The 20,687-nt window shown below is 66.0% G+C and carries 25 protein-coding genes and 1 riboswitch; of the genes, 16 read left to right on the forward strand and 9 right to left on the reverse strand.

Annotated elements, in window-relative coordinates; translation table 11 throughout:
• Window positions 1-23: 23 nt before the first annotated feature.
• Both FDW83_RS00625 and FDW83_RS00630 read right to left on the reverse strand, forming a co-directional pair.
• Entirely contained in the window at window positions 24-200 is a 177-nt protein-coding gene (locus FDW83_RS00625) for a CsbD family protein (protein WP_138135692.1), read from the reverse strand.
• Window positions 201-286: 86 nt separating this feature from the next.
• The gene (locus tag FDW83_RS00630) at window positions 287-2,212 is read right to left on the reverse strand and encodes a VWA domain-containing protein (protein ID WP_138135693.1); all 1,926 of its coding nucleotides are present in this window, start codon (window positions 2,210-2,212) and stop codon (window positions 287-289) included.
• Between the two features lie 276 nt (window positions 2,213-2,488).
• Between FDW83_RS00630 and FDW83_RS00635 the strand changes: the two genes are divergently transcribed.
• Complete coding sequence (locus tag FDW83_RS00635) at window positions 2,489-3,718, forward strand: hypothetical protein (protein WP_138135694.1); 1,230 nt, start codon at window positions 2,489-2,491, stop codon at window positions 3,716-3,718.
• Between the two features lie 158 nt (window positions 3,719-3,876).
• Window positions 3,877-4,701 (forward strand): nuclease-related domain-containing protein, encoded by an 825-nt coding sequence (locus tag FDW83_RS00640; protein ID WP_171027397.1) that lies wholly within the window; start codon window positions 3,877-3,879, stop codon window positions 4,699-4,701.
• Window positions 4,702-4,714: 13 nt separating this feature from the next.
• Here the strand turns inward: FDW83_RS00640 and FDW83_RS00645 are convergent, their stop codons facing one another.
• A complete protein-coding gene (locus FDW83_RS00645; RefSeq protein ID WP_240720789.1) occupies window positions 4,715-5,572 on the reverse strand; it encodes an HNH endonuclease in 858 nt (285 codons plus the stop codon).
• A gap of 119 nt (window positions 5,573-5,691) precedes the next feature.
• Window positions 5,692-6,546, reverse strand: a complete 855-nt coding sequence (locus tag FDW83_RS00650; protein WP_138135696.1) for a universal stress protein — start codon at window positions 6,544-6,546, stop codon at window positions 5,692-5,694.
• Between the two features lie 325 nt (window positions 6,547-6,871).
• Here FDW83_RS00650 and FDW83_RS00655 point away from each other — a divergent pair, with 325 nt between their 5' ends.
• From FDW83_RS00655 to FDW83_RS00680, 6 genes are all read left to right on the forward strand, one after another.
• Window positions 6,872-7,084: a hypothetical protein gene (locus FDW83_RS00655; RefSeq protein ID WP_138135697.1), complete on the forward strand. Its 213-nt coding sequence runs from the start codon at window positions 6,872-6,874 to the stop codon at window positions 7,082-7,084.
• A 93-nt stretch (window positions 7,085-7,177) separates the two neighbouring features.
• Window positions 7,178-7,606, forward strand: a complete 429-nt coding sequence (locus FDW83_RS00660; protein ID WP_138135698.1) for a hypothetical protein — start codon at window positions 7,178-7,180, stop codon at window positions 7,604-7,606.
• Between the two features lie 106 nt (window positions 7,607-7,712).
• Window positions 7,713-7,895, forward strand: coding sequence for a hypothetical protein (locus FDW83_RS00665; RefSeq protein ID WP_138135699.1), 183 nt, complete (start codon window positions 7,713-7,715; stop codon window positions 7,893-7,895).
• Between the two features lie 63 nt (window positions 7,896-7,958).
• Window positions 7,959-8,900 carry a ribonuclease Z gene (locus tag FDW83_RS00670; RefSeq protein ID WP_138135700.1) on the forward strand — a complete coding sequence of 314 codons (942 nt, stop codon included), beginning with the start codon at window positions 7,959-7,961 and terminating at the stop codon, window positions 8,898-8,900.
• Window positions 8,897-10,339: an APC family permease gene (locus FDW83_RS00675; RefSeq protein WP_138135701.1), complete on the forward strand. Its 1,443-nt coding sequence runs from the start codon at window positions 8,897-8,899 to the stop codon at window positions 10,337-10,339. Before FDW83_RS00670 ends, FDW83_RS00675 begins: the two co-directional genes overlap by 4 nt.
• Window positions 10,336-11,811, forward strand: coding sequence for a YdiU family protein (locus FDW83_RS00680; RefSeq protein WP_138135702.1), 1,476 nt, complete (start codon window positions 10,336-10,338; stop codon window positions 11,809-11,811). Before FDW83_RS00675 ends, FDW83_RS00680 begins: the two co-directional genes overlap by 4 nt.
• An 85-nt stretch (window positions 11,812-11,896) precedes the next feature.
• Here the strand turns inward: FDW83_RS00680 and FDW83_RS00685 are convergent, their stop codons facing one another.
• Entirely contained in the window at window positions 11,897-12,757 is an 861-nt protein-coding gene (locus FDW83_RS00685; RefSeq protein ID WP_138135703.1) for a LysM peptidoglycan-binding domain-containing protein, read from the reverse strand.
• Between the two features lie 3 nt (window positions 12,758-12,760).
• A riboswitch (cyclic di-AMP (ydaO/yuaA leader) is annotated at window positions 12,761-12,933 on the reverse strand.
• A 321-nt stretch (window positions 12,934-13,254) separates the two neighbouring features.
• On the opposite strand from FDW83_RS00685, the gene FDW83_RS00690 reads away from it, so the two are divergent.
• The 3 genes from FDW83_RS00690 to FDW83_RS00700 are packed head-to-tail and all read left to right on the forward strand — an operon-like array spanning window position 13,255 to window position 14,620.
• Complete coding sequence (locus FDW83_RS00690) at window positions 13,255-13,611, forward strand: TraR/DksA C4-type zinc finger protein (protein WP_138135704.1); 357 nt, start codon at window positions 13,255-13,257, stop codon at window positions 13,609-13,611.
• On the forward strand, window positions 13,608-14,180 hold the full coding sequence (locus FDW83_RS00695) for a DNA alkylation repair protein (RefSeq protein ID WP_138135705.1): 573 nt from the start codon (window positions 13,608-13,610) through the stop codon (window positions 14,178-14,180). Before FDW83_RS00690 ends, FDW83_RS00695 begins: the two co-directional genes overlap by 4 nt.
• Entirely contained in the window at window positions 14,177-14,620 is a 444-nt protein-coding gene (locus FDW83_RS00700; protein ID WP_138135706.1) for a DUF1810 domain-containing protein, read from the forward strand. Before FDW83_RS00695 ends, FDW83_RS00700 begins: the two co-directional genes overlap by 4 nt.
• Before the next feature lie 3 nt (window positions 14,621-14,623).
• Here the strand turns inward: FDW83_RS00700 and FDW83_RS00705 are convergent, their stop codons facing one another.
• Window positions 14,624-15,517, reverse strand: a complete 894-nt coding sequence (locus FDW83_RS00705; protein WP_138135707.1) for a glucose 1-dehydrogenase — start codon at window positions 15,515-15,517, stop codon at window positions 14,624-14,626.
• A gap of 93 nt (window positions 15,518-15,610) precedes the next feature.
• Entirely contained in the window at window positions 15,611-16,117 is a 507-nt protein-coding gene (locus FDW83_RS00710; protein ID WP_138136087.1) for a metallophosphoesterase, read from the reverse strand.
• A gap of 73 nt (window positions 16,118-16,190) precedes the next feature.
• Here FDW83_RS00710 and FDW83_RS00715 point away from each other — a divergent pair, with 73 nt between their 5' ends.
• Window positions 16,191-16,382: a DUF1918 domain-containing protein gene (locus FDW83_RS00715; RefSeq protein WP_138135708.1), complete on the forward strand. Its 192-nt coding sequence runs from the start codon at window positions 16,191-16,193 to the stop codon at window positions 16,380-16,382.
• 51 nt (window positions 16,383-16,433) lie between these two features.
• Complete coding sequence (locus tag FDW83_RS00720; RefSeq protein ID WP_138135709.1) at window positions 16,434-16,937, forward strand: NUDIX domain-containing protein; 504 nt, start codon at window positions 16,434-16,436, stop codon at window positions 16,935-16,937.
• Window positions 16,938-16,955: 18 nt separating this feature from the next.
• Here FDW83_RS00720 and FDW83_RS00725 read toward each other — a convergent pair whose 3' ends face one another.
• Window positions 16,956-17,633 (reverse strand): endonuclease/exonuclease/phosphatase family protein, encoded by a 678-nt coding sequence (locus FDW83_RS00725; protein WP_138135710.1) that lies wholly within the window; start codon window positions 17,631-17,633, stop codon window positions 16,956-16,958.
• Between the two features lie 171 nt (window positions 17,634-17,804).
• Between FDW83_RS00725 and FDW83_RS00730 the strand changes: the two genes are divergently transcribed.
• Both FDW83_RS00730 and FDW83_RS00735 read left to right on the forward strand, forming a co-directional pair.
• On the forward strand, window positions 17,805-18,608 hold the full coding sequence (locus tag FDW83_RS00730) for a thioesterase family protein (protein ID WP_138136088.1): 804 nt from the start codon (window positions 17,805-17,807) through the stop codon (window positions 18,606-18,608).
• A gap of 109 nt (window positions 18,609-18,717) precedes the next feature.
• Entirely contained in the window at window positions 18,718-19,464 is a 747-nt protein-coding gene (locus FDW83_RS00735; protein WP_138135711.1) for a lipoate--protein ligase family protein, read from the forward strand.
• A gap of 45 nt (window positions 19,465-19,509) precedes the next feature.
• On the opposite strand, the gene FDW83_RS00740 is transcribed toward FDW83_RS00735, so the two are convergent.
• Window positions 19,510-19,767: a mycoredoxin gene (locus FDW83_RS00740; RefSeq protein ID WP_079596246.1), complete on the reverse strand. Its 258-nt coding sequence runs from the start codon at window positions 19,765-19,767 to the stop codon at window positions 19,510-19,512.
• A gap of 132 nt (window positions 19,768-19,899) precedes the next feature.
• Here FDW83_RS00740 and FDW83_RS00745 point away from each other — a divergent pair, with 132 nt between their 5' ends.
• Window positions 19,900-20,661: an SOS response-associated peptidase gene (locus FDW83_RS00745; protein WP_138135712.1), complete on the forward strand. Its 762-nt coding sequence runs from the start codon at window positions 19,900-19,902 to the stop codon at window positions 20,659-20,661.
• Window positions 20,662-20,687 lie beyond the last annotated feature (26 nt).

Genomic DNA, 20,687 nt, shown 5'->3' on the forward strand with positions numbered 1-20,687 from the left:
TGCGCCCTATGGTATGAAAGCGGTCAGTCCTTCTTGAAGGCGTCCTTGACCTTTTCGCCGGCCTGCTTCAAATCGCCTTTGGCCTGGTCGGTTTGGCCCTCGGTCCGCAGGCTCTCGTCGCCCGTGGCTGCGCCAGTCGCTTCCTTGCCCTTGCCGCCGGCCTTCTCGGCAGCGTTCTCAATCTTGTCGCCCAGTCCCATGGTGTTTCCTCCTCTGGTTGTGGCAGCCGTTCGCATTCGGCTAAGAACATCATAAGCATGCTTAGCTTAATATTTTCAAGTCCCCCTTACGCCAGAGGTCCACTAAAAGGAATTTTCTTCCGGTTTGGTCCACCGCCAAGCACATTCAGAAGCTGGTTACCAGTTCGCCGAAAACCTCTTCCAGTCTGTTCGGATCGGTGGCGTCGTAGTAGTGCGCCCCGCTGGCCTTGGCTATTTCCAGGAGCGTCGGTACGTCGGCTTCCGGCCCAGGCGAGTGTAAAAACGAGTACCGGGGTTGTGTGGTTTTGGTGGCGCAGCTGTTCGGCAAGACCGGGCAGGTCACCCTGATGTGTGGAATCGTTCTTGCCGTCACTGAGAAGCACGATGGTGTTAATAAAGCTGTCCTTGTAGTCCTTCGCCTGATCGCCTGCGAAACGGCTGACCGCCTCGAACAGGGGCGTGGCGTCCACGGCCTGAAGTTCGTTGAGCTTCGCGGTGATGTCTGCTTTGTTGGTGCTCAGCGGGGCCACCGGGCTGACGATGCCCGGCTGCAACGGTCCGTCGTCGACATGCGAGAAGGCGGCAAGTCCAACCTCGTCATCACCCGTGAAATGGTTCAGCGCCTTGACGACGGCATCCTTGGCGCGCTGCAGCTTGGTGACTCCCTGCTCCTGGATCATGGACTCCGAAACGTCCAGCAGGAACAGCGCCCTGGCCCGTTTGCGGACTTCCGGAAAGTTGTCCTGCATTGCCACGAGGGTCTCCGCCTCGGGCAGGGGCAGCGGCTGGAGCCCCTCAGGGTAACGTCCTGTGCCCGCCACCGCCGGGTCAAGCTCACCCTGGATGGTTCGGTAACCGGAGGCCTTGACGACGTTCTGGCCCTGTTCCGTCACCGCGAACGCGAGGAAATCCCGGGCCGCAAGGCGCTGTTGGTTTCCCACCCACTCGCCCTCAAGGATCACTGCGGGGTTGTCCGCCACGTGCACACCGCCTGCAGGGTAGATGGCGCGAAGGGGCTCGCTCGGCGCGGGCCCGGACTGCTTGGTCAATCCGTCTTCGCTGACGACCCCACGGTTGTAATCCCACACAAACTTTTCATCCACGATGACGGCCGAGAGGAATTCCGACACGTTGCCGGCGTCGTCCGCCTCCCGAACATGCCACAGGAAGTGCTCCGGAGTGGCCATGTAGTGGCTGGTGCGCAGTTCCCCCGCGCGGACCCGTTCAACCAGTGAGGGGGCCTTGAGGTCGGCATCATCCAGGCCCTGCATGTTGCCGTCCGCAGCGTCGTAGGAGGCGGCAAGTGCCATCAGGCCCGACGTCGACACCAGCGGGCTGGCCTTGCCGAACTTGAACTTTCCCCAGTCCGCGTGGCCGAGTCGCGCCCAGACATCCTGGTCCTCCGCTGTCCTGAAGACATTGGACCACGACGGCGGTTTGCTGTCCCAGCCGAGGGCGGCAGCCATTGATTCAGGCATGGCCACAACCACCGCACTCCGTGCCAGGCTGACTCCCTCTTGAGGAACAGAGCTGCCACCCTCGCCTGCCCCCGCGGTACGCAACCACGCGGAGGAATCAGGAAGCCACACTGCAGGCCGGTCGGCGGGATCCACACCGGGAAACTGCGCCGCGGTTTTGCCCGCAGCTGTCCCTGACTTCTCCTGCGCCACCGTGGGTTTCACGCACTTACCGTCCACATTGCGGGGTTTCGCCGCGTATTCGGCTGCCAGCGCCCGCGCCATGTCAGCATTCTCAAGTGACGTGAGAATGTTCAGGTTTATGCAGGGGGAACTGCCGGCGACGGCGGCGGGACGGTCCTGTGCCAGCGGTTCGCCTGCCGGCGGATTGCTTCCGGCGCCCCCCGCTGTCCCGCCGTCGCCCGACTCTGCAGGAAAGAGCAGCGTCCGCACCGCAAACGCGCCGCCAAGGATCAGGAGTGCAACTGCGGCCGCCGCGGCGAACCACACCCATCGCGGATAGCTTGGGGCGGCTTCTGCACGTCGACGGCCCATGCTGGTTTCCTTTGGAATCCTCCGTGTATGTCTGAGTCAAAGTCCGGATCAGTTGTGGAGCCGGCGACGGCTGGGGGGAGGCGTTCGCGGTCTCAGACGAACGCCCTCGTCGCCGGCTCTGACCACCACGCTATAGCTGATTACTACGCAGCACCCGAGTAGCCGGTACTCATTCCAAAGGAGCGCACTACCCGTACCCGCGGCAGCAAACTGGCTTCCCGCCGTCGGAATCAGTAGCGTCGAACCCGCTACATTTTTCCAGGAGACAGGCAGACGGTGGGCAAGAACAGCAAGAAAAGGCGCGATGCAAAAGGCAAAGCGGGAAAGCAGCGCTCCCGGTCTGTATCCCTGAGTTCGTTCCGCGCCGGACGTGCCCTGGACTCCCTGGCGCCGGCTTTTGTGCAGTGGTTCGACGACGGCATGCCCGGCGCAGCCAACGCTGCCCTGGAGTACCTGAAGCTGATGGAACCCGTCCTGAGCCGCTATTTGGACGCCACGGCGACAACGGACATCACAAACCTGGACCCGCCCGCCCTGGCCGAGGCAGTCGCTCAAACAGTGACGGATACTGAGGCCGGGCAGGACGCCGAAGTGCCGGAATCAGAGCTGGCTGCCTACATCGTGGACGCCGTGCGCAGCTACATCGAGTTCCTGTCCGAAACCGACAGGTGGACGGGAACGGAAGAGCACCTGGCCAAAGTCCTGGACTTCTTTGAAGGCCTCGCCGACGACGGCGGGCAGTCCGGCATTCAGGTCCCGGACATTTCCCAGGAACAGGCGCTCGCCGGGTTCTCCGGCCTTCCGCTGATTCAGAAGGCCACAGCATTGCTCCAGTGGATCGGTGACGGGAAGCCGGTAACAGGAACGGGTGCCCTTCGCCTGCGGGATATTGAGGCGGCGGCCGCCTGTGTTGGAGTAGCCGCCACAGGTGAAACGAACCAGGACAATTCTTCGGTCGACACCCTGGCCGTGCGGAGCATGTACGAGGTCCCGCTGCTGGCCCGGATGTGGGCTGTGCTCCAGGACGTCGAGCTGGTCAGGGTCAAGCCAACAAAGGTGGTGCCCTTCGAGGAGCCGGGACATTTCCTCGGCGGCGAGCCAGCGCAGCAGCTGGATGACTTCAGGATGTTCACTGAGTCCTTCCTGCGGCAGGCAGTGCTCCGGCTTCATCCCGAGCAGCCCTGGGAGACCACTATCGCTGCCCTGCTGGTATCCCTTCTGCTGGCGGCAGCCTCTCCGGAACCGCCTCTGGTGGCCCGGTTCCTCGCTGCTCCCGACCACGCCCCGGAATCGGAACAGGAAGCCGCAGCCCAGCTGACCAGGGTGGTGATGGGCCGGCTCGAAGAACTTTCCGAGCTCGGGCTGCTGACCATCGACACCCACTTCCGGGTGCCGCCGGTGCTCATCGAAAGTGTTGCGGAGGTGTTCGATGACCCGCTGCTGCTGGCCCGACTTGGCCTGGAGGAAAGCCTCGAGGACGAAGAGCTGGCCGCGCCGGTAGGTTAGGATCCGTCGGCGACCGGCGGCGGGCGCCGGTGCATGGCTTTCCGCAGCTTTGCCCAAGCATTCCGGAAAGATCGGTGCCTTGCGCCCGACAACGCTGGTGTCCGCTGCGCTGCATCCATAAGCTTCCCCTGGTCAATAACAAAAACTGGGGGAGAAGCATGACCACTGCCGGCGAAAGGCCAGCACATCTCGGCGAGCGGGTTCCGGGGCAGGCGGTGATGGAAGAGTTGCTGGCGGGTCCCGGGCATCTGCGGCCCCGCACTGTCCTGCAGCGCATCTTCGGTGCCAGCCCGCTCAGCCCGGAAGGGCTGCCCTGGTACCGGGGGGCGCTCGGCGAAATCGCCGTCGGACGCCTGCTTCAGCGGCTCGGGCCGGAGTGGCTGGTCCTGCACGCCGTGCCGGTTGGAACCGGGGCGTCCGATATCGACCACGTGCTGGTGGGGCCCGCCGGCGTCTTCACCCTCAACACAAAGAACCACGAGGGCCAGCCCGTCTGGGTGGCGGGCCGCACGCTGATGGTAGCCGGGCAGAAGACGCGGCACCTCTACAACTCTGCGCATGAAGCGTCGAGGGCATCGAAACTCCTCACCACTGCGGCGGGCTTTCCTGTGGAGGTGACAGGCGTCGTCGTTGTTGTTGGCCCGAAGAGCCTGACTATCAAGGCGCGTCCGGAACAGGCGGCGGTGGTCACCGACGCACAGCTGCTGCGCTGGCTGCACCGGTGTCCGGACGTGCTGGACCAGCAGGAGGTCGCGCGAATCTCTGCAGCGGCGGCCCGGCCGGGCACCTGGCACCGCCGCCCCGCCCACCCTGGCGATCCGGCAGCGCTGCAACACACCTTTACGAGGCTGCACCAACTGGAGAACCAGGCACGACGGCGGCGGGCTGCCTGGCTGCTCGGCATTCCGGCGGTGGGCTTCATGATGCTGGCCAACGGCGCCGGGATGGGTGCGGCACTCTTCCAGGCGCTGGCGGGGCGCTAAGGCAGCTGTACTGTCAGTCGTTGCGCGCCTCAAGGATCCGCCGGGCGTTCTCCCGGGCTTCCAGTTCCTGGCTGGTCACCACGTCACCCCGCAGGTGCCCCGCGGAGGCCAGGATGTTGCGCAGTTCCTGGACGGTCCGCGGCGTGCCGGCACCCCGGTGCGCCATGGCGTGGCAGTTGGCGCAAAGGGGGACAAGGTCCGTCACCGCATCGAGCGCGTAGCCGGAGTCCAGCAGGGAAACAGGCACCGTGTGATGGACCTCCATGAAACCTTCCCCAATGCTGCCGTAGGAGGCCTCGAAGGAAAAACCGCAGGCGGCGCAGGCCGTGCCGTGGAATGCCAGGCACACCCGACGGGCATCCGGGTCCTGCTCGTAGCGGTTAACTGCTGCGCTGCTGACCGCATGGGACGGGTATGTTCCCGGGACAAGCCTGGCGGGGCCGTAAACTTCCGGCCCCTGGTCCCGCCACAGCCGGCGGAGGGCTGGTTCCGCTTCCGGCGGTAGGGCTGTGACGCTGTAGGCTGCAGTGGCCCAGTCGACGCCGGGCACGGCTTCGCGCAAAACATCGGGACGCACCTGGTCGCCCAGGGCGAGCAGGGCATCGAAAGCGACCGTGACGCACCAGGTGTTCCCCGGCTCACCCGGCTGGGAGGGATCATAAGGTTCCGATTCAACTGTGCCGTGTCCGATCAGGCCGGAACTTGCATCGGTGCTGCCTGCCGCCAGGAGCCAGGCTTCCGTGTCCAGCCGGATGTCCCGGTAGGCGCCGACCTGCCAACGTTGCAGGACGCGGCCGTACGTGGCGACGTGTTCGACGACGTCGCGATAGTCCCAGCGGTCCCGCCGGCTCGTGTCCCAACCCAAGATCACCGCTGCCACCATTCACCCATTTCCGCACCTGTGCTCGCTGCATGCGGGCGATCTTCCGGTCACACCATCAGCTTAGGCGGGCGTCGCAAGGAACCGCCGGCTGATGTGCCTCCGGCCGCTCAATAGCTGCCTCCCCGGCGGGAGACGAGGACCGGCCCCTGCGCGTGGTGGAGGACAGCGTGGGCCGTTGAACCGATGGTTTCCCTGAGGAGTCCCTGTCCCTTGGTGCCGACAACCACCATCCGTGCAGCGGCCGAGGCCTCGAGGATGGCATGGGGGACCGACACGTCATGCAGGACTGAGCCATCCACGGGAACGGAGGGCGCCTGCTTCCGTGCCCGGTGGAGGGCCTCCTGAAGCACAGCTCCTGCAGCGTCCCCGCCCCAGTGCCGGCCGTGATGCGCGTATCCGGCGGGGGTTTGGTGCACATGGATCACAGTGAGGGCGGCCTGCGCTGCTGAGGCCAACGTGCAGGCGTCTGATAAGGCGGCAGGAGAACCTAAGGCGTCAACGGCGACGACGACCGGACCGTCAGGGTGCAGGTCTGACCTGATGACAGCCACGGGACAGCTCGCGGTCGCCGCGAGTTCCAGGCTCACGGATCCCACCAGCAGTCCGAGGAATCCGCCCAGCCCCCGGCTTCCTACCACTACCAGTTCCTGGCGGGCCGAGACCGCCGCGAGATGTGAAGCCGGCAGTCCATGGAGCAGGGTCGCGTCGATGTCCAGCGCCGGAGCGGCTGCCTGCGCGATCTGAAGTCCTTCTTCCAGCACCGCCTCTGCTGCCCGCTCCAGTCCACTGCCAGCCACACCCGGAACAGGGCCCAAATTCCTGGTCAGCAGCGGCCACAGGGAGCAGTGCACCACATGGAGGGGCAGGCTGCGTTGCCGGGCATGGCGCGCCGCCCAGCGGATGGCGGCCGCGGCCTCGTCGGAGCCGTCATAGCCCGCGATGACCGACCTGTGTTCCTCCACGGGATGCTCCCTTCCTTCTCATGCGTGCCGCTTTGCGCGCCCTGGCGTTTGCTTAATGGTCGCGCAACCCGGCGGCAAGTTGCAGGGCTGCCAACCCGGTTCTTCCGGGGCGGCAGGGAGGAGAGTACGCTGGGATGACCGTTTGGAAGAATGCGGCCCCCTGCTCCCGGGTGACGATCCCCGGCAATCCGGAGGGATGCCTGGCAGCCGTTCGAACTCCTCCCGCTTTGCGGTTCCTGCCGCGTTCCCACGCCTCTTCGCTCCCCTGGCGGCACGATGCAGTCCCGCCAATCACTGCACACCAATCAAACTTCGAGGAGTTCCCATGGACACTGGGGCGCTTCTTGCGCTCGCCGGCGGTTACATCGCGGCCTGCATCGGCGTCTTCCTGCTGTACTCTCCGGTCCTGGTTCTCATTGTCGGCCTCCTTCTGGCGGCGGGCATGCTGCAACTGCTGGCCTGGCCCTTCATTGTCCTGGTCCGCAAAATCCGCCGGAAGCCCGAGCCGCCGCAGGACGGTTCGTGGCTTCTGCACTGACGGTGGCCAGGAAACACATCCTCGGTTCACTCCTGCGCGGTTCATCAGTATGCTTACTATGTCCACGCAGCCGACAAAGAGAAGGGCATCACCATGACAGAACAGAACCTTCCGGATGACGAACTCGAAGTCGTCGACGAAAACGACGTGCTCCTGGACGAGACTCCGGGCGCCGCAGCATCCCTTGAACTGGACCCCGTCTCCCTCGGCAAGCCGGACGACTATCCGGGAGCCGCGGAGAACAACCCGGACCGCTGGCAGGAGGACCCGCTGCTGCAGGACGAGGTTTCCGGCGAGGAGGAGGACTTCCTGAGTGACCAGACCCTGCGCGATGACATGAAAGCCACCGCCGACGGGGCCGGCAACGAGGTGCCCGCCGCCACACCCACCCTCGGTGAGGCGGTTGCCGACGTCGACTTCGGCGAGAACCCCACCGGCCCGGAAGCGGAGGGCAGCGACGACGTGGAAAACTTCGGCGGGTCCCCGCTGAGCGAGTTCGACCCGGACGACCTGGAACGCTGAAGTGCCGGGCAATATGCCGGTTGCCCTAGCCGAAAACAGGATCGGGACTAGACTGATAAGCACACTGATGAATGTCAGTGGCCGGATCAAGACTTAGGAGTTTCACATGAACTTGGGAAGCATGATCAGGAATGCCGCCGGACGCCTCTCGGGCAGGACCGGGACCACAGGAACGGGCCGCGGCTACAGGATGAACACCACCGGCCGGACGCCACGCACCACCGGCGCCATGGGCGGCAGGGCAGAAGGCATGGCCCACAGGATCATGGGCATGCTCAAGCGGCACTGAGCCCGCAAGCCAGAAAGCAGGTCCCGGAGTAATCCGGAACCTGCTTTCTGACTCCCCGGCACCATGCGTGAACTTGTCATTCTCGGCACCGCGTCGCAGGTCCCCACCCGCACCAGGAACCATAACGGGTACCTCCTGCGCTGGGACGGGGAAGGGCTGCTCTTCGACCCGGGCGAGGGCACCCAGCGCCAAATGATCCATGCCGGAGTCCCGGCAACGCAGGTCACCAGGATCTGCCTCACCCACGTTCATGGCGACCACTGCTTCGGTCTTCCCGGCGTGCTCTCCCGGATGGCCCTCGACGGCGTCGGCCATCCGGTCCACCTGCATTATCCAGCCTCCGGTGAGGACGTGGTCCGTGCGCTGGTCTCCATCAGCTCGCCGGGCATTGACCTGCGGCTTCACCCGCATGGCAGCGCGGGGTCCATCGCCGAAGGACTTGAAGTGCAACCGCTGAAGCACCGCATAGAAACCTACGGCTACCGCCTCAGCGAGCCGGACGGCAGGACCCTGCTGCCCGAACGCCTTGCGGCAGCGGGCATAGCCGGCCCCGACGTCGGGCGCCTGCAGCGCGAGGGCGCCCTTGCCGGCGTCGTACTGGACGATGTCAGCGTTCCCAGGCCGGGCCAGCGCTTCGCTTTTGTGATGGACACGGCGCCCTGCGCCGGTGCCGGCGCACTTGCCGACGGCGCGGACCTGCTGGTTGCCGAGTCCACCTTCAGCGACGACGACGGCGGGCTGGCGCAGCAATACCGGCACCTCACCGCCGGGCAGGCGGGGGAGCTGGCGAAGGGGGCGGGCGCCGGGACGCTGGTATTGACGCACTTTTCATCCCGGTACGGCGAGGACATGGCGTTGCTTGCGCGGCAGGCCCGGGACCGTGCCGGCGAAAGGACGGTCATGGCGGCGCGCGACCTGCAGCGGATTGCCTTTCCGCCGCGCCGCAACAGCGCCGCAAACACCACTTCGTCCAACCAGTTGTCCCGTCAAGGAGGTGGGCCATGAGCGCAACGTCGGAGGAAGTCTACGACGCAACTCCCGAGGGGGACGAACCCGCGCTGAAGCGGGTTCTTGGCCCCAAGCTTCTCCTGCTGTTCATCGTGGGGGACATTCTCGGTGCCGGTGTCTACGCGGTGACCGGGACCATGGCCGGCACGGTGGGTGGTATCGTCTGGCTGCCGTTCCTGCTGGCCTTCGTCGTGGCAACCCTGACCGCGTTCTCCTACTTGGAACTCGTCACGCAATACCCGCAGGCCGCGGGCGCTGCACTGTATACGCACAAGGCGTTCGGCATCCACTTCATCACCTTCCTGGTGGCGTTTGCCGTGGTCTGCTCCGGCATCACCAGTGCCTCGACGTCGGCGAACGTCCTGGCACAAAACTTCTTCGGCGGCCTCGAAGTCAACGGCGTCATGGGTGACCCTGGGCGGGGTGCCGTCACCGCCGTCGCGCTCGGCTTCATGCTCCTGCTGGCGGCAATCAACCTGCGCGGCGTGGGCGAGAGCGTCAAGTTCAACGTGGTGCTGACGCTGGTGGAAATGATTGCCCTGTGCATCGTCATCGGCGTCGGGTTCTTCGTGATGGCCCAGGGCACCGGGAACCCCGGCGAGATCTTCGTCTTCCAGGACTACCAGGACAAGGGACTGTTCCTCGCCGTCACGGCCGCAACGTCCATCGCGTTTTTCGCGATGGTGGGTTTTGAGGACTCCGTGAACATGGTGGAGGAGACCCGGGACCCGGAGCGGATCTTTCCGCGGACCATGCTGACCGGCCTTGGTATTGCTGTGCTGCTCTACATGCTGGTGGCAGTCTCCGTTGTCAGCGTGCTGTCGCCCACCGAACTTGAGGGAATCCGGGAGGCGGAAGGCGCCGCGCTGCTGGAAGTGGTGCACAAGGGCTCGCCGGACTTCCCGATCGACCGGGTCTTCCCGTTCCTGGCCGTCTTCGCCGTCGCCAACACCGCCTTGATCAACATGCTGATGGCGAGCCGGCTGATTTACGGCATGGCCCGCCAGCACGTCCTGCCGCGTCCGCTGGGCAAAGTCCTGCCCGTCCGACGCACCCCATGGGCAGGCATCGCCTTCTCCACCATCCTGGCCCTGGGACTCATCCTCTACGTAACCAGCGACCCCGAGAGCAACATCGTTGCCAACCTCTCCGGCACCACGGCGTTCCTGCTGCTGTGTGTCTTCACCGTGGTGAACGTGGCGTGCGTGGTGCTGCGGCGGAAGCGGGACCCAAACCGCAAGGTGTTCTTCACCTCGCCCGGGCCCCTGCCCCTCGTGGCGGCCATCCTGTGCGCTTTCCTAGCGGGCCCCTGGGTGGGCCGCAACGTGATCCAATACCAGATCGCAGGCGGGCTGATGGCAATCGGCGTGCTCCTTTGGCTGATTACTTGGTTGATCAACCGGCGGACGAACGACAGGGATAGGGTTGATTCATGACCACCGCTGCAGAATCGACGGTAAATTTCGACGGCCGTTTCGCAAGGGAACTGGCGGAACTGGCAGTGCCCTGGCAGGCGGAAGAGGCCCAGGACCCCAAACTCCTGGTCCTGAACGAGGCACTGGCGGACGAGCTGGGGCTCGATCCCGGGTACCTGCGCACCCCCGAGGGCGTGCGGCTCCTCGTTGGCAACCGGATACCGGAAGGTGCGACGCCGGTCGCCCAGGCTTATGCGGGCCACCAGTTTGGCGGCTACTCGCCGCTGCTCGGGGACGGCCGGGCGCTGCTCCTTGGCGAGATCACGGACAGCAACGGCCGGCTCCGGGACATCCACCTCAAAGGCTCGGGCCGCACGCCGTTCGCGCGGGCAGGCGACGGACGCGCCGTCGTCGGGCCCATGCTGCGGGAATACCTGGTGAGCGAGGCAATGCACGCGCTGGGCATTCCCACCACGCGGTCCCTTGCCGTGGTGGGAACAGGGCGCCAGGTGCGCCGGGACGACATGCTGCCCGGCGCCGTCCTGGCCCGGGTGGCTGCCAGCCACCTGCGGGTGGGAAGTTTCCAATACGCGCGGGCAACGGACAACATCGAACTCCTCAAGCGGCTCGCGGACCACGCCATCAGCCGGCACTACCCGGCTGCCGCTGACGCGGATAACCCTTACCTTGCACTCTTCGCCGGCGTGGTGTCCTCGCAGGCTTCGCTCCTGGCGCAATGGATGCTGGTCGGATTCGTCCACGGCGTGATGAACACGGACAACATGACCATCTCCGGGGAAACCATCGACTACGGCCCCTGCGCTTACATGGATGCCTTCAACCCTTCCGCCGTTTACAGCTCCATCGACGTCGGCGGACGCTACGCCTATGCGAACCAGCCCGTGATTGCCGAATGGAACCTCGCCCGCCTCGCCGAGTCAATGCTCCCGCTCATCAACGAGGACCAGGAGCAGGCCGTTGCCCCCGCCGTTGAGGCCCTCGGTGCGTTCCGGAAGCAGTACAGCGATGCCTGGTTCACGGGCATGAAAACAAAACTGGGCCTGCCGGCCAGCGAAGCCGGCACACCGGAGTCCGACGCAGCGTCCGAACTCGTGGACGGGGCCATTGCCATCCTCAAGGACGGGCCCGTGGACTACACACAGTTTTTCCGGAACCTCGGAAAAGCAGCGCGCGGCAACATCAAACCCGTCCGCGGCATGGTTCTTGACCTTCCCGCCTTCGATTCCTGGGCCGAACGCTGGCAGTCCCTGAAGCCGGATGCGGACCGGATGGACCAGGCAAACCCGGTGTACATTCCGCGCAACCACCTGGTGGAGGAAGCGCTCGCAGCCGCCACCGAGGGGGACATGGAGCCGTTCACCCGGCTCCTTGAAGCCGTCCGTGCTCCTTACCAGGAGCGCCCCGGCCTGGAGCGCTACGCGGAAGGAGCGCCTGAGGACTTCGGCAACTACATGACGTTCTGCGGAACGTAGCGTTTTCCCTCTTGACAAAGAAGGGCGGCAGCCGGGGTGTCCCGGCTGCCGCCCTTGTTCGTGGTGCTTTCGTTATACGGGCTGGTTATGCCACGCGAACGAAGGAGGCGCCGCCGAGCCAGCTGATGGAGTGGACCTCAGTCTTGTAGCCGTCAACGCCGCCGCTGACAACCTGGCCGTTACCGGCGTAAACGCCAACGTGGCCGGCAGTGATGACCAGGTCACCGGGAGCCGGGCTGCCCACAACGCTGCCGTACTGGTAGAACTGGCCGGGAGCCAGGTCGCCCACGGACTTGCCGACGGCGCGCAGGGCCTTCTCCACCATGGCGGTGCAGTCCTGCTGGACGCCGAGCTGGCCGTAGGCGTTGGCCAGGATGGCTGCTCCAGTGCCCGTGCCGGCGGGGGCCGGAGCGGGTGCGGGGGCCGGTGCCGGTGCCGGTGCCGGTGCGGCAGCGGTGGAGGCGTAGGACAGGCTCATGCCGGTGTTGGCAGGAGCGGCCGCGGCCTGGACCGGAGCGGCAGCGGGGGCCGCGTAGCCGGCGCCGGGGATGGTGATCTGGTCGCCCGGGTAGATGATGGTGGAGATGTCCAGGCCATTGGCGGCCAGGACGTCGTTCAGGCTGACACCGTGGGCTGCAGAGATGGCGCCCAGGGTGTCCCCGGAAACCACGGTGTGGACGTTTGCCGGGGCCGGGGCCGGTGCAGCAACTGCAGCTGCAGGAGCGGAGTTAGCCTGGACGTTAGTGGTTTCGGTGGTGTCCGGGCCGGTCACGCCTGCGTGGGCCGGGGCTCCAACACCGAACGCAATGCCGGATGCAGCGGCAACGGCGAGTACCGGGCGGCCGAGCGTCCGGGCCTGAGACTTGGCCGATGCAGCCAAGCCCTGGAGCACGATTGAGCGGGCCGGAGTCGCGCGGTGACGGGCGGTAGGAAAATTTTTTGACACGGTTGATCGCCTCTCCCATGCCTGCGGGGTGAGCTGTCGGGTTCGGGTTGGAGATACCCGGCCGAAAGCAACCCCGTACCGGACGAAGGCGCTATTCGACTTAACCCCAAGGCCTTAACGGCCGTGGAAACTTGGTTCCCCCGTCCCTGCCAGCATGAAAGCGGTTGAATCCCGGATCAGTGGCAGGGCTCGGCATACTGACGGGAATGTCCCGTCTGGGAGGGACACGTGTACGACCCTAACCCGGCCCTGGGGTGATTGTCACGTTTGGGTAACATACGAGGCGGTTCTCTCGTATTTAGCAAACGTCTTGATGTTGCTAGCACATGCGTTTGACCTCGCGAGATAGCGGGTACCCGGCGATTCGTGTTTCCTTTGTCACAAAGTTATAAATCACGAACGTATTCCTGGAGCATTCTTGGCGGGCTGGGGTAAGCCGGGCAGGATGGCTACCCTGTTGCCGCGAGCTCGAACTGACACCGCGCTAGGCTTTCTGCATGCCTGATTTTGAGCGGTTCCGTATCCTGCTCGAGGAGGAGCGGCAGCGGAAGGTGGCCCTGCTCCCGGACCTTCGCGCGGACATCGCCTCCGCCAATTCCGCACGGCAGGATGCGAACGTGGATGACGAACACGACCCCGAGGGCGCCACCATAGCCTTCGAACTGTCCCAGGCGTCTGCGCTCCTGGAGCAGAGCAGTGCCGGCCTTGAGCAGGTGGAGGCAGCACTTGCGCGGATTGCGGCAGGAACGTACGGCACGTGTGCGGTCTGCGGCGAAGCCATCGCAGAGGGGCGGCTCGAAGCCCGCCCCTGGACGCCGTACTGCATCAGCCACGCCGGGGCGGCGCGGCGATGACCTCCGGCACCGAAGATGTTGCCGCGGCGGCGGAATTCATTGACCGCACGCTGCAGAACGAGGGCACCTGGTACCGCGCGGACGACGTCGGGACGCGGCTGGGCGGTGTCCTTGCCTCCTACGGCTGTTCCGTTGGTGCCGTCCGGGGAACGGTCCGCGACGGCTTGCGGAAGTTCAAGGACCTTGACCATGACGCCGTGGTCATGCTGGCCTCCGCCCTGTGGAGCCAGCCGCGCCCGGGTGCGCAGCCGGTGTTTGAACGCCGGCTCGCCGCCGTCGTGCTGCTGCAGAGCCGGGCAGGCATGTTGCGGCACTCCGACCTGACCCGGATCGAAGGCTTCCTCCGGTCAGCACAAACGCCGGAACTGGCTGACCCCCTGGTGTCAGACGTTGTGGCGCCCCTTTTGGCGGGGCTCCCCGGCCGGGACCGGCGGCGGGCGGACGTGGTGCTGGCACGCTGGGCCGGGGACGCGGACGGCCGGCTGCGGCAGGCGGCCGCCCGGCTGGAGCAGGAACAGGACCCAGGTGCCGTCCACTCCGGTGCCGCTACGCGAAGGAGACAACCATGAACGATCCCTATGGCCTGGAGCGCTTTGTGTCGGCCCAGGACAGCGGCGGGACCTACGGCCAGGCCCTGGCTGAACTGCAGCTCGGCAGCAAGACGGGCCACTGGATGTGGTTCATCTTTCCCCAGGTCGCCGGCCTGGGGCAGAGTGCCACCTCCCGCAGGTACGCGATCAGTTCACTGGCGGAAGCCCGGGAGTACCTCGACCACGAGGTGCTTGGTCCGCGCCTGCTTGAATGCGCCCAGGCCCTCACCACACACGCCGGGCGCTCCGCGGAAGACATCCTGGGCGGCATAGACGCCCGCAAACTGCAGTCGTCCATGACGCTGTTCCTCCGCGCCGCGCCCGGCGAGACGGTGTTCAAGACGGTCCTGGCGCAGTTCTTCGACGGACAGCCCGACGAAGCCACAGATGCGCTGCTGGCTGACCAGGACGGGGAATAACCCCTAGGGAGTCGGGCTGCCGCCGTTAACGTTGAGGGTTTCGCCCACCACATAGCTGGACTCCGGCGAGGCGAGGAACACGTACGCCGGCGCCAGTTCAGCCGGCTGGCCGGCCCGGCCCAGGGGAGTGGACTGCCCGAACTCCGGCAGGTCCTCCTTGGGCTGGCCGCTGCTGACCTGCAGTGGTGTCCAGATGGGGCCGGGGGCAACAGCGTTCACCCGGATGCCCTTGGGCGCCAGCTGCTGCGCCAGGCCCTTGGTGAAGTTGTTGATGCTGCCCTTGGTGGTTGCGTAATCCAACAGCGTGGGCGACGGGTTGTACGCCTGCACCGACGTGGTGTTGATGATGGTGGACCCGGCCGGCATATGCGGCAGGGCGGCCTTGGTCAGCCAGAACATGGCATACACATTGGTTTTGAGCGTGTGGTCGAACTGTTCGTCCGTGATGTCCGTCAGGTTCTCCTGGGCCACCTGCTTCCCGGCGTTGTTGACCAGGATGTCGATGCCGCCCAAAACCGCCACGGCTGTGTCCACCACGTCCCGGCAGACCCCCGGGTCCTTGAGGTCGCCCGGCACCTTCACCGCTTTGCGGCCGGCGGCTTCGATAATGCCGGCAATCCGGGCCGCGTCCTCTTCCTCCTGCGGCAGGTAGGACAGCACGACGTCGGCACCCTCGCGGGCGAAAGCGATGGCGGTCGCTGCACCGATCCCGGAATCCGCTCCGGTGACGATTGCCTTCCGGCCCTCCAGCCGGCCGGTCCCGCGGTAGGTCTCCTCGCCAAGGTCCGCCTTGGGCGTCAATTCTGCATCCAGGCCGGGCTCGGGCTGGTGCTGCTGGGGCGGGGAGATGTGTTCATAGGCAGTGACCGGGTTACGGAACGTGTACTGGTCTGTCATGGTGGTCCTCCTGATTGCTGGTGGATTCCAAGAAGCTAAGCATGCTTACCGTTCCAGCCTAGGCACCCGAAGGCCTGCTGCCAACCCGTGCGGTTACTTCGGCCCAACTTCCACCAGCTGCACCTCGGCCAACCTGCCGTCGTCAACCCTTGCCGTCATGTACGTGCACACTGGCTGGCGTCGGCGGTCCGTTGGCGAACCGGGGTTCAACAGCCGCAGGCCGCCGGCGGAAGTGGTGTCCCAGGGAATGTGGCTGTGCCCGAACACCAGGACGTCGGCCTCGGGATACAGCGCTTCGCAGCGCTGCTCCCGGCCCTTGGCCTGGCCGGTTTCATGCACCATCGCAAAACGGACGCCCTCCAGCGTGGCGTGCAGGGTTTCCGGCAGGCGGCCGCGCAGTTCCGGGCCGTCGTTGTTGCCGTAGACGCCCAGCAGGGAGCGGCTCCGCCGCTCGAATTCGTCCAGCAGCGGCGCCCCAACCCAGTCTCCGGCGTGGAACACAACGTCGGCGCGTTCGACGGCGGCCCACACCTGGGCCGGCAGGTCCCGGGCGCGCTTGGGAACGTGGGTATCGGCAAGCAGGACCAGGTTGAGCGGCATATCGAAATCCTGCCATGCCGGCCTGTTCCGGCGCGCGTGGGAGTCGTAATCTGGGGGCTGGGAGGTGATTGCCATGGAGGCAGCGCAGGGCGACCGCATCATCGTCCACGGCCGGCATGTTGGTTCTACGGACCGTCACGGGGTGATCCTGGAGGTGCGGGGCCAGGACGGAACCCCGCCTTACCTGGTCCGCTTTGACGACGGGCACGAAACCATCATGTATCCCGGCGGTGATTTCGCCGTCGAACGCGGGCACGGCCACTGACGCGCGGTCCGTGTGCTGGGCCGGGCGCAACGTACCTGTCAGACTGGATTGATGGATCATTCACTGGCCTCAGCCGCGTCCGCCACCCCGCCTGTCCGCACCGGTCCCCGTGATCCTGGCGACGCCTGGGTGGAAGGGGACCGGGGGCGATTCTGGGGCCGGTTCGGCGCTGCCGGCGTGCTTGCGTACGACCCCGACAAGGGAGTGCTGCTGCAGCACCGTGCGGTCTGGAGCGATAACGGGGGAACCTGGGGACTGCCCGGCGGAGCCCTGCACCAGGGTGAGGATGCCGTCGCCGGCGCCCTCCGGGAAGCCAATGAGGAAGCGGCCGTACCGCCGGAGGGTGTGGAGGTGCTGTTTACCTCGCTCCTGGATCTGGGCTACTGGTCCTACACCACCGTGGTGGTGCTGGTGAACGAGCCGTTCGACCCCGTAATCAGCGACCCCGAAAGCATCGAACTGCTGTGGGTGCCGTTGGACGGGGTGGAAGGCAAGGAACTGCACCCGGGCTTCGCCGCCGCCTGGCCCGACCTGCGGCGGCGGCTGGCTTCCTAGCCGTCTTTCCGGCCCCTCCTAGTAATCCGGGCCGTACTCGGCCGTGACCAGGATGGGAAGGTGGTCCGAGTTGCCGCGCGGCAGCGTCTCCACGCTCTGGATGTCCAGTCCCAGCGACGTGGCGAAGTCGAAGTGCCCCTTGAACACCTTGTAGCGGGTGTACGTGCGGTGGTTGCTCAGGGACAGGGCATACCCGGACTTCTTCATGTGGATGTGCAGGTTCCTGGTGAAGAACGGGTAGTTGAAGTCGCCCACCATTAGGGTCATCAGGCCGCGGCCCATGCTGAGGAGTTCGGCGTGCGCGGCGTGGATCTGCTTCCGCCGCAGGGAGTTGGAGGCGGTGAGTGGCGCGGCGTGGAAGGAGCCGATCACCAGCTCGTGCTGCGTGTCGTTGTCCATGACCCGCACGCCGATCAACCGTTCGTGCGCCGGCGCCAGGACCCGGTCATGCATGGACTTCTGCAGCGCGAAGGACTGGGTGTCCAGCGCGGTGAAGCGGCTGGTGCGGTAGTAGACGGCGAGCCCCAGCCGGTTGCCCTTGGTGACGTGTGCCAGATGGAGCGGGCCCAGGGTCTCCGGGAGGTCGCTGGCATCCACCTCCTGGAGGCAGAGCGCATCGATGGCATGGTTCCGGGCAAGGGCGAGGAGTTCCCCGCTGGCCTTGTGCTTGCGGAGGTTGTAACTGATGACGCGCATGGACACCTCTTTTCGAGGGATGGTGACAGGACCAGTTCCTGAGTCTAGTCCGCAGTCTTCCCCCAAACTCAAACATTTCGCCGGTCCAACTTTCCGCGCCGGTCCGTCCTGCATCATCCCGGCGGATAGAGTGAGTGGCACTTGACTGAAAACTTCACTGAAAGGCCGGCAGTGACGGAAGAGCTTCCCGGGCTCGCGGAAGGCAATGCCTACTACCAGGCCCTGGGCGGGGGAAGGTTCCGCTCCACCATTCATGCCCAGGGTGCCTGGAACGTCCACGAGCAGCACATGGCGCCGGCTTCCGGACTGCTGGCGGAGGCCCTGGAACGCCACCAGCCGCGCCCGGACATGCGGATGGCGCGGCTCAGCTACGAAATTCTGGGTCTCATTCCCGGCGGAGAATTTCACATCGATACATCCGTCCTCCGCCCGGGCAGGACCATTGAGCTGCTGCAGGCCGAGATGGTTGCCGGCGGCCGGGCTGCCATCCGGGCAACTGCCTGGCGGATGGCCACCAGCGACACCGCCGCGGTGGCTGCCACCGAGGACGCGGCGATTCAGGGGCCGGACGAGTGCAAGCCCTACGACGGCGCCGCCGTCTGGCCCGGCGGCTACATCAGGTCCCTGGAGATGCGGGCCGCCGAAGGGCACCGGCCCGGAGCAGGCAAGGTCTGGCTGCGCACCGGCCATCCCTTGACCGACCGGGAGGACAGCAGCGACATGGCCCGCCTGATCGGCCTGGTGGACACAGCCAACGGCATCGCGGCGCGGGTGCCGCCCGGCAGGGACAGCTATGCGTTCCCCAACCTGGACCTGCAGATCCATATGTACCGCCGGCCGGAAGGCGAGTGGCTCGGGCTGGACAATGCGGTTTCTTTCGGCGCCGACGGCATCGGGCTTACGTCCACCGTCCTGCATGATTTGCAGGGCCCGTTCGGGCGGGCAGAACAGATCCTCACGCTGCGCAGGACCTGACAACTGTCCGGGCTCTTGCCCCTGCCGGGCGGCCGGGCCCCGCCCCGGCGCCGGCTGCCCGTAACCTAGGTTTGGGCCAACCGCACAATGACCAAGGGAGTCCAGCACCATGCAACACGCCGTTCCCGCGACGCGCACACTTACCGTGGTCCGGCAGGACACCTCTCTCGGGGCCGGGCGGGACCTCGAATTCGGCCTTGAGCTGCTGGCCAGGGCAAAGGCCGGGGAGATCGGCCCCACCCTGCGGCTGTACCGCCCCGAGCCCACTGTCGCCTTCGGCCAGCGCGATACGCGCCTGCCCGGGTTTGAGGCAGCAGCCCGGGCGTGCCGCGACAACGGCTTCGAACCGTTGGTCCGCAGGGCCGGCGGACGGGCTGCTGCCTACCACCGGGGGACCTTGGTTGTGGACCACATCGAACCGGACGCGGACGCGATCGCAGGTTCAAAAACCCGCTTCGGATACTTCGGACAACTGTTTGCCGACGCACTGCAATCGGTTGGCGTGCAGGCCGGTGTGGGGGAGATCCCGGGGGAATACTGCCCCGGCGAGTTCAGCGTGCACGGCACGGCGCCCGCAGACGGATCGCGGATCAAGCTGGTGGGCACGGCACAGCGGGTGGTGTCCGGCGGCTGGCTGTTCAGCTCCGTGATTGTTGTGGAGAACTCCGCGCCCATCCGCAAAGTCCTCACGGACAGCTACGCCGCCCTGGAGCTGGACTGGGATTCCGCCACTGCCGGCGCCGTCGAGGACCTCGTGCCCGGCGTGGATGTGCCGGCCGTGGAGGACGCCCTGCTTAAAACCTACGCGGACCATGCCACCCTTGAATCTGCTTCCTTCAGCAGCCTGGGGGCATGACCCGCGTAATGTGGTGGTGCAGCGGCGATCCGGCCGCAGGGACAACTACGCGGCCAGGCGCGTCTTGACCTCGGCAGCGGACGGGTTGGTGGCGGCGGTGCCGTCCGGGAACAGGACCGTGGGAACGGTGCGGTTTCCGCCGTTCAGCTGCTCCACGAGTTCGGCGGTGCCTTCCACTTCCTCGATGTTGATCTCGGTATAGCCAATGCCCTGCGCGTCCAGCTGCTTCTTCAGCCGGTTGCAGTAGCCGCACCAGGTGGTGGAAAACATGGTGATGGTGCCGGATTCGGGAGTGAAGTCCACAGGGTTCTCCTCTGTGTTCGGTTGTAGGGTCCGTTCCTGTCAACGGTAACGTGCCGGCCCGTATTCCCCGGTGCCTTCGGCCGGTCCTTCGCTCCGGATGACAGCCTGTGACGCCGATGGCATGCTGGAGCCATGTGTGGACGCTATGTGATGGCACGGGCCGTGGGGGACCTTTTGGCCGAGTTCGACGCCGAATTGGAGGACGAGGTAAGCATTCCCCCCTCCTGGAACGTGGCACCCACCGACGGCGTCCCCATCGTCCTGGAACGGCTGATCGATGACGGCCCCGCCCGGAAACAGGTGAGGCAGCTGCACGTGGCCCGGTGGGGCCTGGTTCCATCGTGGGCGAAGGATCCCGGGATTGGTTCCCGGATGATCAACGCCCGGAGCGAATCGGTACTGGAGAAGCCGGCGTTCCGCAAGGCCGTGCAGTCCCGCCGCTGCGCGGTCCCCGCCGACGGCTATTACGAATGGAAGCAGGGGCCCGGCAAGTCCAAGCAGCCCTACTACGTGCACCCCGGCGAAAACCGGGGACTGGTGTTTGCCGGGCTCTACGAATGGTGGCGGGACCCTTCGGTGCCCGCCGGCGAGCCGGGGCAGTGGATGCTGTCGACGTCGATCCTGACTACTGACACCCCGCCGCCCGGGTCCGAATCCACTGTGTTCGGCAAGCTGACGGCGCTGCATGACCGGGTCCCCCTGCCCATGGATAAAGCCACCATGCAGGCCTGGCTGGATCCTGAGGTGGATGACGCCGCCGGTCTGGTGGACCTGGTGCGGTCTGGGGTCAAGGATGTTGCGGCAGACTGGCACGTCGACTCGGTGGGCAAGGAGGTAGGCAACGTCCGCAATAACGGGCCGGAACTCATCCGGCCGGTGGAGGCGCTGTTCTAGCCACTCGGCTTCAACAGCCCGGCGGC

The organism is Pseudarthrobacter sp. NamE2 (genome assembly GCF_005796205.1).
Lineage (GTDB): Bacteria > Actinomycetota > Actinomycetes > Actinomycetales > Micrococcaceae > Arthrobacter.